This is a genomic window from Sphaerisporangium sp. NPDC049002 (assembly GCF_040649355.1).
GTDB lineage: Bacteria > Actinomycetota > Actinomycetes > Streptosporangiales > Streptosporangiaceae > Sphaerisporangium.
The window spans coordinates 1-13,770 of record NZ_JBEZFH010000062.1 but is presented as its reverse complement, the minus strand read 5'-3'; the positions used below and the strand labels follow the sequence as shown (position 1 = coordinate 13,770).

Genomic DNA, 13,770 nt, shown 5'->3' with positions numbered 1-13,770 from the left:
GATTCCGGACAAGTTGACGTTTCACGTGTGATGGGCTGATATCGGGTACGGCCAGAGAGGACCCGGTCAACGGAGACCGGGGTCTGGGTCGTGACCATCTGGAACGAAGGCGAACCCTCACAAAGGAGTGAGAGCGACATGCCGCTCGACGAGGCAAAGGACCGGCTTCTGCGGTCCGCTGCTGAACTGTGTGCAGAGACCCCGGACGGCGATCACCTCGACGGTGAGAGCATCCTTGAGTTTCTGCGGCTCTACTACCGGCATGTCGCGCCAGAGGATGTGATCGACCGCGAGCCCGTGGAGCTGTACGGGCCGGCCATGGCGCACCGGCGGCTCGCCGACTACCGTCCGCAGGGCCGGGCCCTGGTCCGCGCCTACACTCCGACGGTCGAGCAGCACGGCTTCGACCTCGGGAACTCCGTCGTCGAGGTGGTCACCGACGACATGTCCTTCCTCGTCGACTCGGTCACCATGGAGCTCGACCGTCACGAGATGGGCGCCCACATCATCGTGCACCCGCAGATGAAGGTCCGCCGCGACATGACGGGCAAGATGCTCGGCCGCGAGCAGGCCGAGCTCACCGGTCAGGTGCTGGTCGAGTCGTGGATGCACATCGAGATCGACCGGCAGGGCGACCCCGAGGTGCTCGCGGGGCTGGAGAGGGACCTGCAGCGGGTCCTGCAGGACGTCCGGTACTCCGTCGAGGACTACCCGAAGATGCGGGCCCTGGCCCTCCAGATCGCGGGCGACCTGGAGGCCGCCCCGCCGGAGCTCCCGCCCGGAGACCTGGAGGACAGCCTGGAGCTGCTCCGCTGGCTCGCGGACGGGCACTTCAACTTCCTCGGATACCGCGAGTACCGCCTGGAGATGGGCCCCGACGGCGACGGGCTGCGCGCCCTGCCCGGCACCGGCCTCGGCATCCTGCGGGCCGACAAGGCCGGCTCGGCCAGCTTCGCCGCGATGTCCCCCGAGCTGCGGGCGAAGGCCCGTGAGAAACAGCTGCTCGTCGTGACCAAGGCGAACAGCAGGGCGACCGTGCACCGGCCGGCCTACCTCGACTACATCGGCGCGAAGCTCTTCTCGCCCGAGGGCGAGGTGATCGGCGAGCGCCGCTTCCTCGGCCTGTTCTCGCACATGGCCTACAGCGAGTCGATCTCGCACATCCCGGTGCTGCGGCACCGGCTCCAAGAGGTGCTCGACAAGGCCGGGCTCACCGCCGACAGCCACGACGGCAAGGACCTCATCGAGATACTGGAGACCTACCCGCGCGCGGAGCTGTTCCAGGTGTCGGCCGACGACCTGGTGCCGATGGTGCTGGGCGTGCTGCGCCTGCGCGAGCGCAAGCGGGTCAAGCTCTTCCTGCGCCGCGACGACTACAACCGCTACATCTCCTGCCTGATCTACCTGCCGCGTGACCGGTACACCACCGACGTCCGCCTGCGGATGCAGGACATCCTGATCCAGACGCTCGGCGGCACGACCCTCGACTACAGCACGATGATCGGCGAGTCGCCGCTGGCCCGCCTGCACGTGGTCATCCGGGGTGAGCGCGGCAAGCCGATGGGCGGCGCCGATGTGAACCTCGCGGAGCTGGAGGCCCGCATCGCGGCCACCACCCGCTCCTGGAAGGAGGACCTCGCCGCGGCGATCGGCGAGTTCTCCCCGGAGAAGGAGGCCACGTCGCTGACCCGCCGCTACGCCGCGGCGTTCCCCGAGGGTTACAAGGAGGACTTCAGCCCCCGTACGGCCGTCGCGGACCTGTACCGCCTCGAACGGCTCTCGGACGCCCCCGGCCAGATCGGGATGGATCTGTACGAGCCGCGCGACCGGACCCAGGGCGAGCGGCGGTTCAAGATCTACCGCATCGGCTCCGCGATCTCCCTCTCCGAGATCCTCCCCCTGCTGTCGCGCATGGGCGTCGAGGTGGTGGACGAGCGGCCGTACCAGATCACCAGGAAGGGCGAGCGGCCCGCCTGGATCTACGACTTCGGCCTGCGGTGCCCCCACTCGGAGGTGGTCGACCACGAGCAGTTCAAGCGGCTGTTCCAGGACGCCTTCGCGGCGCTCTGGCGCGGTGAGATCGAGAGCGACGGCTTCAACGGGCTCGTGCTCGGCGCCGGTCTCACCTGGGAGCAGGCCCAGATCCTGCGGATTTACGCGAAGTACCTCCGCCAGGCGGGCATCGCCTTCAGCCAGCGCTACATCGAAAAGGTGCTCCTCGGGAACATCCGGCTGGCCAACCTCCTCGTCCGCCTCTTCGAGTCCAGGCTGGACCCGCGCCGCACGGACGACGCGCGGGAGGACCTCAGCGAGGCCCTGCACGAGGAGGTGCTCGCCGCCCTGGACGAGGTCGCCTCGCTGGACGAGGACCGCATCCTGCGGGCCTACCTGGAGATGATCCTCGCCACGCTGCGCACCAACGCCTTCCAGCGGGTGGACGGCAAGCGCAAGCCGTACATCTCCATCAAGTTCGACTCCTCGGCGATCAGCGTGCTGCCGCTGCCCCGGCCCAAGTACGAGATCTTCGTGTACTCGCCGAAGGTGGAGGGCGTTCACCTGCGGTTCGGCAAGGTCGCGCGGGGCGGCCTGCGCTGGTCGGACCGCATGGAGGACTTCCGGACCGAGGTCCTCGGCCTGGTCAAGGCCCAGATGGTGAAAAATACGGTCATCGTGCCTACTGGGTCCAAGGGTGGCTTTGTCGTGAAGAAGCCGCCGGTGGGCGGCGGGCGCGACGAGCTCATGGCCGAGGGCGTGGCCTGCTACCGCCAGTTCATCTCGGGCCTGCTCGACATCACCGACAACCTGGTCGACAACAAGGTGGTCCCGCCCGCCGACGTCGTGCGGCACGACGGCGACGACACCTACCTCGTCGTCGCGGCCGACAAGGGCACCGCGACGTTCTCCGACATCGCCAACAGCGTGTCCAAGGACTACGGGTTCTGGCTCGGCGACGCCTTCGCCTCCGGAGGCTCCGTCGGCTACGACCACAAGGCCATGGGCATCACCGCGCGGGGCGCGTGGGAGTCCGTCGCCTACCACTTCCGCTCGCTGGGGATCGACGTCCAGACCACCGACTTCACGGTGGCGGGCGTGGGCGACATGTCGGGCGACGTCTTCGGCAACGGCATGCTGCTTTCCCAGCACATCAAGCTGGTCGCGGCCTTCGACCACCGGCACATCTTCGTCGACCCCTCGCCGGACGCCGCGCGCGGCTTCGCCGAACGGTCGCGTCTGTTCGCCCTGCCGCGCAGCTCCTGGGCCGACTACGACACCAAGCTGATCTCCACCGGCGGCGGCGTCTGGCCGCGTACGGCCAAGTCGGTGCCGGTCTCCCCCCAGATGCGCGCGGCGCTCGGCCTCTCCGACGGGGTGTCGGCGCTCACCCCGAACGACCTGATCAACGCCATCCTGAAGGCCCCGGTCGACCTGCTCTGGAACGGAGGCATCGGCACCTACGTCAAGGCGTCCTCCGAGAGCCACGCCGACGTCGGCGACAAGGCCAACGACTCACTGCGCGTCAACGCCGCCGACCTGCGGTGCAAGGTGGTCGGCGAGGGCGGCAACCTCGGCCTGACCCAGCTCGCCCGCATCGAGTTCGCGCTGAACGGCGGGCTCGTCAACACCGACTTCATCGACAACTCGGCCGGCGTGGACACCTCCGACCACGAGGTGAACATCAAGATCCTGCTCGACCGCGTGGTGCGGGACGGCCGGCTCACCGACCAGCAGCGTGACCAGCTCTTCCTCGACATGACCGACGAGGTGGCCGGGCTCGTGCTCGGCGACAACCAGGCGCAGAACGTCGTGCTGGCCGCCGCGCGGGCCCAGGCCCCCGAGATGCTGCACATCCACTCCCGCTACCTCCGCAAGCTGGAGCGCGAGGGCCTGGTCAACCGGGAGCTGGAGGCGCTGCCCTCCGACAAGATGCTGGCCGAGCGGCGCCAGGCCGGGCTCGGGCTCACCGCTCCGGAGTTCTCGGTGCTGCTCGCGTACACCAAGCTGGTGGCCGACCACGAGCTGCTCGCCTCCGACCTGCCCGACGACCCGTACCTGGAGTCGTGGCTGGTGGGCTACTTCCCCTCGGCGCTGCGAGAGCGGTTCCGCACGGCCATGGACGCCCACCCGCTGCGCCGCGAGATCATCACCACCCGCGTGGTGAACGACCTGGTCAACGCGAGCGGCACCACGTTCATGTTCCGCTTCGGCGAGGAGACGGGCGCGTCCACCCCCGACATCGCCAGGGCGTATCTGGTGTCCAGGGAGGTCTTCGAGCTGCCGAGCTTCCGGCGGGACGTCGAGGCGCTGGACAACAAGGTGGACACCGCCACCCAGCTCGCCATGCTGCTGGAGGGCCGCAAGCTCGCCGAGCGGGGCGCGCGCTGGCTGCTCGGCAACCGCAGGCCCCCGCTCGACCTGGCCTCCACCGTGAGGTTCTTCGTCGAGGGCGCCGACGGGCTGCTGCCGCATCTGCCCAAGCTGCTCACCGGGCCCGACCTCACGGCCTTCGAGGAGCGCCGCGACGGGTTCCTGGCACGGGGCGTGCCCGCGGAGCTGGCCGAACGCGCGGCGGTGATGGTGCCGGCGTACTCGACCTTCGACCTCGTGGAGATCTCCTCGCGTACCGGCCGTCCCGTGCTCGACGTCGCGGAGGTCTACTTCGACCTGGCCGAGCGGCTCCAGCTCGCCCGGCTGCGCGAGCGGGTCATCGCCCTGCCCCGCGACAACCGGTGGAACTCCATGGCGAGGGCCGCGCTGCGCGACGACCTGTACGCCGCGCACGCCACGCTCACCCGTGACGTCCTCACGCACAGCGAGCCGGGGCTGACGCCCGAGGAGCGCCTGGCCCGCTGGTCGGAGGCGAACTCCGCGGCCGTCGCGCGTGCACGCCAGACGCTGTCGGAGATCTGGGAGAGCGACCACTTCGACCTGGCCACGCTGTCGGTGGCGCTCCGCGCGGTGCGCACCCTGGTCGCGACCAGCAACCTGCCCCACGCCGAGGGCTGACCTCTCACGCGCCGGGCGGCGTCACTTGTCGCTGACGCCGGTGGCGGCGCCGTCGAATCCGATGATCTTCGCGGGTTCGGCGGCGCCCCTGCGCAAGACGTGGCTGACGTACTGCTGCGTCTCGACCACCCGGAGCGTGTTCGGCACCACGACGCTGCCGACGGCCCAGCGAACCTCCTTGGGCACGGGCACGAGCCCGTCGGCGTGCTTGATCTTGGCCTGCCGGAGCGTGGTGCGCGTCAGGGAGTACAGGATGACGGCTCCGCCGTCGGTGGTGCGCAGGGCGAAGATGGGGAAGGCGGTCGCGGCGAAGAGCGAGTCGTACAGGAACCCGCGCAGCTTGGCCTCGGGCTGGATCTTCTTCACCTCGGTGAAGTAGCCGGTGGTCTGCGGGCCGGCCGCGATCAGGCCCGCCGCGAACCCGCCGGGGCCCTCCTCGGCGATCGTCGCGTGCAGCGGCGCCATGAGGTGCGGGCTGATCGCGATGGAGTCGTCGCGGGTGGCCAGCGGGGTGGCGTACCCCCGGGAGTCCAGGCTGACCTCGGGTGGCTTCGTGCCGGGGTAGAGCAGGGACGCGAAGCTGAGCTGCCAGCGGGAGATCTCGTACTGCTTCATGAAGGCGAGCACCGCCGTGCGGCTCGCCCCGTCGGCGTCCCGCCGCTCGACGACCGCGGCGAACCAGTAGGGGAACCGGTCGAGCTGCGGGACCAGCAGCTTCGGCCTCCCCCAGGTGTAGCGGGGCGGCTTCATGCCGGTCGACTGGAAGGCGGTCGCGGTGATCAGGCTCTGCGCGCCCTGCACCTGCTGGAGTGCGTAGGACTCGTCGCCCGACGCCCGCAGGACGTCGTCCGTCTGGAGGATCTCGCGCATCACGTCCGCCGCCTCGGTGAGCGTGACCGCGGGGGAGTCCGTGGCCGTCGGCGAGGCGGAAGGAGACGGGACGGGCGTGGAGGCGCCGGTGGACGCCGAGGTGGCGGCGACGGGGCTGCGCCGGATCTCGTGCCCGCCGGACGCGCACGCGGCGGCCGTGACGGCGGACAGGAACATCGCCAGGACCGCACGCATGGTCCGGTTCACGCTCGCCTCCCGATGGGTCCCCCGCAGACCGCCCATGCTAGCCACGCGCGAGGTGCCTCCGGTGTCGCGTACCCTTGGCAGATGTGGCAGCCATCGATCCCGCAGAAGAGATCAGCGAGCTTACCGGCACACTGAAGGGCATTCAGGACGTGCTGGACCTCGACGTTATGCGAAAGCAGATCGCCGAGTTGGAGGAGCAGGCTGCCGCGCCAGACCTGTGGAACGACCCTGAGCAGGCGCAGAAGGTCACGAGCAAGCTCTCCCACATGCAGGGCGAGCTCAACCGCGTCGAGGGCCTTCTCCGCAGGCTGGACGACATCAACGTCCTGTACGAGCTGGCCGAGGCCGAGGACGACGCCGAGACGCGCGAGGAGGCCGGGCGGGAGCTCGCGTCCCTGCGCACCGACGTCAACGCCCTGGAGGTGCGCACGCTGCTCGCCGGGCCGTACGACGCCCGCGAGGCGCTCATCACGATCAACTCCCAGGCCGGCGGCGTCGACGCGGCCGACTGGGCGCAGATGCTGCTCCGCATGTATCTCCGCTGGGCCGAGCGCAAGGGCTACTCCACCGAGGTGTACGACACCTCCTACGCCGAAGAGGCCGGCATCAAGTCGGCGACCTTCGTCGTCAAGGCGCCCTACGCCTACGGCACGCTGAGGGGCGAGCACGGCACCCACCGGCTCGTCCGCATCAGCCCGTTCGACAACCAGGGCCGCCGCCAGACCTCCTTCGCGGGCGTCGACGTGGTGCCGGTCGTCGAGCAGACCGATCACATCGACATCAACGAGGACGATCTGCGCATCGACGTCTACCGCTCGTCGGGTCCCGGCGGACAGGGCGTCAACACCACCGACTCGGCGGTGCGCATCACCCACCTGCCCACCGGCATCGTCGTCTCCTGCCAGAACGAGCGGTCCCAGCTCCAGAACCGCGCCTCCGCGATGACCGTGCTCCAGGCCAAGCTGCTGGAGCGCAAGCGGCAGGAAGAGGCCGAGAAGATGTCGGAGCTGCGTGGCGAGGCGACCACCTCGTGGGGCACGCAGATCCGCAACTACGTCCTCCACCCTTACCAGATCGTGAAGGACCTGCGCACCTCCGTCGAGGCGGGCAACCCCAGCGCCGTGCTCGACGGCGACCTCGACGAGTTCATCGAGGGCGAGATCCGATGGACGCGGCGCATCGAGTCGGGCGCGGCGGGCTAGCCCCTCGTACGGATCCCGGCGCTCCGGGATCCGTACCGGACGCCGTCAGGCGCCGTACAGGTGCTTCAGCGCCAGGGTCGCAGCGAGCAGGACAAACAGGATTATCGCGATGAGCATGGGGGAAAGACCCCCCAGCCCATGGTGATGGACCCTGGCCCTACTGGCCCGGCAGGCGGGGCAGCGGCCCTCCACGACTGGACCGGCGCACTGGGCACAGATGAGATGTTCGCAGCTCACGGGATATCTCCCTCTCCACGGTGATCGCTTTACCAGCCTGATAGCGAGTGTGGAATCGTTTTGTTTCCGTTATGGACGTTCCATGCCAGTGTTACCCCTAGACTGAGCCTCGGCCAACCGGAACGTCGATCAATGGTAAAGAGCGGCGCCCCCCGGCCGGCGAGCAATGCGCTGTGGCCCACGCGGCCACTTCCGCGACCGTCCTAACCCCTAGACTGGCATGCCGTGATGCGCCTGTGATCCATTTCGATAATGTCACCAAGGTCTACGTTAACCAGAACCGCCCTGCCCTCGACCACGTCAGCGTTGACGTCGACAAGGGTGAGTTCGTGTTCCTGGTCGGTCCTTCGGGGTCGGGGAAGTCGACCTTTCTCCGCCTGGTCCTGAAGGAGGAGCGCCCGAACTCGGGCGCTATACATGTCGCCGGGAAGGATCTGGCGCGCCTGTCGAACTTCAAGGTGCCGCATCTGCGCCGCCGCATCGGCTGCGTGTTCCAGGACTTCCGGCTGCTGCCCAACAAGAACGTCTACGAGAACGTGGCGTTCGCGTTGGAGGTCATCGGCAAGCCCCGGCGGTTCATCCGCAAGGTGGTGCCTGAGGTCGTCGAGCTGGTCGGCCTGGAAGGAAAGGCACACCGTATGCCCGACGAGCTGTCCGGAGGTGAGCAACAGCGGGTCGCCATGGCCCGCGCGTTCGTCAACCGCCCGATGATCCTGCTCGCGGACGAGCCCACGGGAAACATCGACCCCGCGACCAGCATCGGGATCATGAAGGTGCTCGACCGGATCAACCGGACCGGCACCACCGTCGTCATGGCCACCCATGACGCCGCCATTGTCGACTCCATGCGCAAGCGCGTGGTCGAGCTGGAGGACGGCAAGATCGTCCGAGATCAGTCACGCGGCGTCTACGGTCAGGCGTACTGATCACCAAGCGAGAGCAACAGGGGACACCCACAGCATGCGGGCAAACTTCATCTTCTCTGAGGTCTGGATCGGCCTTCGCCGCAACCTCACGATGACCGTCGCGGTCATCGTGACCGTGGCCATCGGCATGGCGCTGCTCGGCATTGGGCTGATGATCAACGCACAGGTCGGCAGCATGAGCAGCTACTGGTCCGACAAGGTCCAGCTGTCGGCGTTCCTGTGCAAGAAGAACGACCCGTTCCAGGCCTGCAAGGGCCGCGGCGCCGTCAGCGACCAGGAGAAGCAGGCGCTGAAGACGCAGATCGAGAGCATGGCCCAGGTGGACAGGGTCTCCTTCGAGGGCCAGGAGCAGGCCTACCAGAACTTCAAGGCCGCTTACAGCAGCAACAGCGTGTTCCTCTCCGCGGTCAAGGTCGACGACATGCCCGAGTCGTTCCGGGTCAAGCTGAAGAACCCCGATGACTACAAGGCCGTGTTCGACCGCCTCAGCGGCGCCCCGGGCGTGTCCAACGTGGTCAACGACCAGCAGTTGCTCGACAAGTTCTTCGGCCTGATGGACAAGCTGCGGTGGGCGGCGCTCATCGTGGCGATGATCCAGGTCTTCGCGGCGATCCTCCTGATCGGCAACACCGTGCGGCTGTCCGCGTACAACCGGAGGCGGGAGACCGGGATCATGCGCCTGGTCGGCGCCTCCAACCTCTACATCCAGCTACCGTTCGTCATGGAGGGCACCATCGCCGGCCTGGTCGGCGGCGTGATCTCCGCGATCCTGCTGATGCTGGCCAAGATCGTGTTGTTCGACGGGATGAAGAGCTACTTCGTCCTGTCCACGCAGCTAGGCTGGACCGAGGTCGCGCAGGTGATCACGTTGACGACCGTGGTCGGCGTGCTGATCTGTATCCTCGCCTCCTTCGTCACCCTCCGGCGATACCTGAGGGTGTGACACACCCCGGTAGGCTCGACGCTATGCCACGTGAGACCGGGCGCAAGCTCATCGCCCAGAACAAGCGTGCCCGGCACGACTATCAGATCGAGGACACCTACGAGGCGGGGCTCGTCCTGATGGGCACGGAGGTGAAATCCCTCCGTGCCGGCCGGGCGAGCCTGTCGGACGGGTACGCCCAGGTCAAAGATGACGAGGTGTGGCTGATGAACATCCACATCCCCGAGTACCACATGGGCACGTGGACCAACCACGCCTCGCGGCGCCCCCGCAAGCTCCTGCTCCACCGCAAGGAGATCGGGAAGATCATCAACAAGACCAAGGAGTCCGGTCTGACGCTGGTCCCCCTGTCGCTGTACTTCAAGGACGGCAAGGCCAAGGTCGAGATCGGTGTGGCGCGCGGTAAGAAGACCTGGGACAAGCGGCACGACCTCGCCGAGAAGCAGGCGACCCGGGAGATGGCCCGCGCCCTTCGTCACCGCAACCGATGAGGTCCGATCAGCCGTGCCGCTAGTCGTACGCATGAGAAGAACGCTGTCGGCGGGACTGTCGCTGGCCGTGGCCGTTCCCCTGCTGTCGGCCTGCCTCAGCGAGCCGTCGCCGCACGAGGCCGTCAGCCAGTTCCTGGTCGGATGGCAGACCGGCGACTTCGGCTCGGCCGCCGAGCGCACCGACGGCGACCCGAAGGTCGTCAAGAAGGCCCTGGAAGAGGCCGGCCTGCAGCTGGACGCCGCGTCGATCCGCTTCTCCCTCAAGGGGCTGCGGACCAACGGCGAGAACGCCGACGCGAAGTTCCGGGTCCAGGTCGACCTCGGGGACAACAACCCCATCTGGCAGTACGACAACGATCTGCCGCTGCACGTGGTCGACGGCACCTGGAAGGTCCGCTGGTCGCCGAGCGTCATCCACCCGCAGCTCCGTGAGGGGCAGCGCTTCGCGGTGGAGGTCTCCTCCATGGGCCGCCAGCCCATCGAGGACCGCAACGGTGACGCGCTCCAGAGGGAGGCGACGCTTTACGTCGCGGGTGTCTTCCCCGCCAGGGTCAAGGATCCTGTGGGCGTGTGCGAACGGCTCTACCAGGTGACCGGCTTCGCCCAAGATCGTCTGCTCAGCCGCATCAGGTCGGCCCCGCCCCAGACCTTCGTGCCGCTGGTGACGTTCGGCGGCACCAAGTACGCCCAGCTTCGCGACCGCCTGGACGAGATCCCCGACCTGAAGATCGACAAGAAGTCGCAGCCGGTCGCGCCCGCCCAGCCGGCCGACATCATCGGCAAGGTCGGCGCGATCACGCCAGAGACCGAGCAGCAGCTCGGCGGGCCGCAGCGCGCGGGTGACACCGTCGGCCAGGGCGGGCTGCAGAAGGCCTACCAGGACCAGCTCACCGGCTCCACCGGCACGAAGGTCATCACCTACGACCTGAAGACGAGCGAGCAGGTGGCCGAGCTGGCCCAGTGGCCCGGCAGGTCGAACACCACGTCGGTGAGGACCACCATCGACAGGGGCGTGCAGCGTTCCGCCGATCTCGCCGTCAGTGGCACGGTCCCCGCGACCCTGGTCGCGGTCAGGGCGTCGACGGGCGAGATCCTGGCCGTGAGCTCCCACGAGATGAACCAGGCGCGCGACGGGCTCAACGGCCGGTTCCCCCCGGGCACCGCGTTCTCGGTCGTCGCGGCCGAGGGGCTGCTCGCCGGGGGAGTCGATCCCAAGCAGAAGCTGCCGTGCCCCGTCGGCCGCACGGTCGGGGGCGCGCGGTTCGAGCAGGTCGCCGTGGGTCCCGTCGGCACGCCACCCACCATGGCCAGCGATTTCGCCAACGGATGCGTCACCGCGCTGGCGTCGCTGGCCCGCCGCGTCGACGCGGGCACGCTCACCGAGGCGGCCACCCGCTTCGGCATCGGCGGCGACTGGACCCTGCCGCTGCGGTCGTTCAGCGGCACCATCCCCAAGGCCACGAGTGACGCCGCCAAGGCGAAGATCATCGCTGGGCAGACCGTGCGGGTCAGCCCCCTGTCGATGGCCCTGGTCGCGGGTGCCGTGGCCTCCGGCACGTGGCGGCCGCCGACGCTGGTCACCTCTCCCGGCTCGCCCGACGCCTCGTCCGACGTCCCGCCCGCCACTCCGCCGAGCCCCGTTCCGCTGGACTCCCAGACGCTGACCAAGCTGCGCGCCCTCATGCGGTCGGGCGTCACCTCCGGTACGGCCGCGGCCGCCGCGGCGCCGGGCGACAAGGTCCACGGCGTCTCCGCCGCCATCACCTACACCGACAAGAAGCGCCCGAGGAGCCTCTCGTGGTTCGTCGGCTGGCAGGGCGACGTCGCCGTGGCCGTGCTCAGCGAGACGGCGACCGCGACTGCCTCCGCCCAGATCGCCGGTCAGTTCTTCCGCAGCGCCCGCACGGCCGCCTGAAAAAAATAGTTCCTGGGGCGAGCAACCTTTGGGGGCTTGACCTGCGTCTTTCTCGATGACTGGGCACCGCTTGGGGGTTGCGGGCTCAGTCGCCGTGATGAGACCAGGGCTTCATCTCGGGGGAAGCCCTGCCGTCCGGACCGGCTCGACCCTGCCGGTCGGCCCCCGGGGGCGTGCGCCATGTGCCACGCTTCCGGGGGTTTCGGCATGTACGGGCCGCTGTGCTGGGCATGCCGGGGAATCAAGTTCGCGCCACAGGCGTTCTCTAGAGTATCTTCTGGTTGTCCGGTCTTTCGCGAGGCCGGGCGACAACTCCACAGGGGGTGACTGGTTTCGACTTCGACATGTCGCGCCAGGGGAAGCGGGTCGAGGACTGCGGACATAACCTCGTTAACACTGTGACCGCAAAACAATAAGTGCCAATAACACGCGCACTCAGGGCCACATGGCCCTCGCCGCCTGAGCGAGGACCACGCCCTTGTCAGCCCGGGACCGCCTCCGGCCCGGACCTGGCATCGCTAGGAGGCTAAACCGATCGACCCGGTCACGGGGACGATAGGGAAACCTAACAGTGACTGAGCCCGTCGATGACATGCCTGTGTGATCATCGGGGCTGAGAAAATCGCAGCAGGCTGCACCCGGAGAAGCCCTGTCGTGGTGTTGAAGGACGCGGGTTCGATTCCCGCCACCTCCACCAGATCGCCAAGGGCGGTCGGTAAGCCCCAAAGGCCAACCGACCGCCCTTGATTCTTTCCGGCCCTGGCTTCTTCAAGTGGCCCATCGGGTATCAGAAGGTCATGATCACGCTTGGATCTGCTCGCATCCGCAGGACCTCCGGGACTCTGGAGTGGTCTCGCATCCATACGGCTGTGGTAGGGCAGATGTAGCCCACCAGCCGGTTGATGCTCTCGGCGTCCGCCTGCTCTGAACGGTCACGCACGGTAGCATGGCATGCGTACGCCCCGGATGACATCGCTTTCGAGCGGGCTCCGGGGCACAGCTCTTTCTGAGCCCGGTCGCTTGGGCCGGCCCGCTTCTCCACTGCTTCGAGTCGCTCACTCATACGCTCCCAGGTCTTTCACCTGTCGCGAACTTCGAGGCGACACGGATGGAGGCGGATTAGGTTGGGGTGATGGGCGATCTTCGGGTTGTGGGTGTCAACGGGATTCGGGTGGCCTACCAGGTGGCGGGGGACGCCGGTGCGCCGCCTCTGGTGCTCCTGCCGGGGCGGGGGCTCGATCACTCCGACTGGGCGCGCGTCGTCGACCGCCTCTCCGCTTCGTGGCGGGTCTACGCGCCCGACCTGCGGGGTCATGGGCGCAGCGACTGGCCGGGGGTCTACACGCTGGAGCTGATGCGTGACGATGTGGTCGCGCTGCTCGATCATCTGGAGGTGGATCGCGCGACGTTCGTGGCCCATTCGCTTGGTGGCATGGTCGCGGTCCTGATCGCCGAGGCGTATCCCGACCGGGTCGAGCAGATGGTGCTGGAGGATGTGCCCGCTCCCCATCCGGCGGGGCTGTCGTTGCCCGCGAAGCCCGAGGGAACGCTGTCGTTCGACTGGGCCATGGTCGAGCAGACCGCCTACCAGCGCGATCATCCCGACCCCGAGTGGCTCGAAGGGCTCGCGAAGATCACCGCGCCGACCCTCGTCATCGCCGGTGGCGCGCCCAGTCACCTGCCGCAGGATCAGGTCGCCGACCTGGCCTCACGTATCCCCGCTGCCCGGCTGGTGACGATCGAGGCGGGCCACGACGTCCACGCCAAGCGCCCGGAGGAGTTCCTCGCGGCGGTCACGGAGTTCCTCGAACGCTGAGCGGGCCGCGAGGCCGTACGACCTTGCGGAGAGGTGTGGGGCCGGAACGGTGAGCGGGGGCGGGGGGTCAGACATCCCTGGAGCTGGGCTGTCAAGCGGCAAAATCGTTCTGTCGGTGTGACCAGGCGGTTGCTTGGTCGTAGGGGGTGTGTGTTTTGA

9 protein-coding genes and 1 other RNA gene are annotated in these 13,770 nt (G+C 68.2%); 8 read left to right on the top strand and 2 right to left on the bottom strand.

What is annotated here, in order from left to right; genetic code table 11:
* Positions 1–138: 138 nt before the first annotated feature.
* Entirely contained in the window at positions 139–5,004 is a 4,866-nt protein-coding gene (locus AB0B89_RS15220; protein ID WP_358552600.1) for an NAD-glutamate dehydrogenase, read from the top strand.
* 21 nt (positions 5,005–5,025) lie between these two features.
* Here AB0B89_RS15220 and AB0B89_RS15215 read toward each other — a convergent pair whose 3' ends face one another.
* Positions 5,026–6,081 (bottom strand): hypothetical protein, encoded by a 1,056-nt coding sequence (locus AB0B89_RS15215; protein ID WP_358552598.1) that lies wholly within the window; start codon positions 6,079–6,081, stop codon positions 5,026–5,028.
* An 83-nt stretch (positions 6,082–6,164) separates the two neighbouring features.
* Between AB0B89_RS15215 and prfB the strand changes: the two genes are divergently transcribed.
* The 6 genes from prfB to ssrA all read left to right on the top strand — a co-directional run bounded on the left by prfB (position 6,165) and on the right by ssrA (position 12,492).
* A complete protein-coding gene (gene prfB / locus AB0B89_RS15210) occupies positions 6,165–7,283 on the top strand; it encodes a peptide chain release factor 2 (protein ID WP_358552596.1) in 1,119 nt (372 codons plus the stop codon).
* Positions 7,284–7,756: 473 nt separating this feature from the next.
* Positions 7,757–8,446 carry a cell division ATP-binding protein FtsE gene (gene ftsE, locus AB0B89_RS15205; RefSeq protein WP_114029179.1) on the top strand — a complete coding sequence of 230 codons (690 nt, stop codon included), beginning with the start codon at positions 7,757–7,759 and terminating at the stop codon, positions 8,444–8,446.
* A gap of 34 nt (positions 8,447–8,480) precedes the next feature.
* Positions 8,481–9,389 (top strand): permease-like cell division protein FtsX, encoded by a 909-nt coding sequence (ftsX, locus tag AB0B89_RS15200; protein WP_358552594.1) that lies wholly within the window; start codon positions 8,481–8,483, stop codon positions 9,387–9,389.
* Positions 9,390–9,412: 23 nt separating this feature from the next.
* On the top strand, positions 9,413–9,880 hold the full coding sequence (gene smpB / locus AB0B89_RS15195) for an SsrA-binding protein SmpB (RefSeq protein ID WP_358552592.1): 468 nt from the start codon (positions 9,413–9,415) through the stop codon (positions 9,878–9,880).
* Between the two features lie 31 nt (positions 9,881–9,911).
* A complete protein-coding gene (locus AB0B89_RS15190) occupies positions 9,912–11,795 on the top strand; it encodes a penicillin-binding transpeptidase domain-containing protein (RefSeq protein WP_358552590.1) in 1,884 nt (627 codons plus the stop codon).
* A gap of 319 nt (positions 11,796–12,114) precedes the next feature.
* Positions 12,115–12,492: a transfer-messenger RNA gene (gene ssrA / locus AB0B89_RS15185) on the top strand.
* 90 nt (positions 12,493–12,582) lie between these two features.
* Here the strand turns inward: ssrA and AB0B89_RS15180 are convergent.
* Positions 12,583–12,735, bottom strand: coding sequence for a hypothetical protein (locus AB0B89_RS15180; RefSeq protein WP_358552588.1), 153 nt, complete (start codon positions 12,733–12,735; stop codon positions 12,583–12,585).
* 192 nt (positions 12,736–12,927) lie between these two features.
* Between AB0B89_RS15180 and AB0B89_RS15175 the strand changes: the two genes are divergently transcribed.
* On the top strand, positions 12,928–13,611 hold the full coding sequence (locus tag AB0B89_RS15175) for an alpha/beta fold hydrolase (protein WP_358552586.1): 684 nt from the start codon (positions 12,928–12,930) through the stop codon (positions 13,609–13,611).
* Positions 13,612–13,770 lie beyond the last annotated feature (159 nt).

Excerpts from the sequence above, each read along its gene's own strand:
- AB0B89_RS15175 (WP_358552586.1), top strand. The coding sequence starts at position 12,928 with ATGGGCGATCTTCGGGTTGTGGGTGTCAACGGGATTCGGGTGGCCTAC.
- AB0B89_RS15190 (WP_358552590.1), top strand. The coding sequence starts at position 9,912 with ATGAGAAGAACGCTGTCGGCGGGACTGTCGCTGGCCGTGGCCGTTCCC.
- AB0B89_RS15220 (WP_358552600.1), top strand. The coding sequence starts at position 139 with ATGCCGCTCGACGAGGCAAAGGACCGGCTTCTGCGGTCCGCTGCTGAA.
- smpB (WP_358552592.1), top strand. The coding sequence starts at position 9,413 with ATGCCACGTGAGACCGGGCGCAAGCTCATCGCCCAGAACAAGCGTGCC.
- ftsX (WP_358552594.1), top strand. The coding sequence starts at position 8,481 with ATGCGGGCAAACTTCATCTTCTCTGAGGTCTGGATCGGCCTTCGCCGC.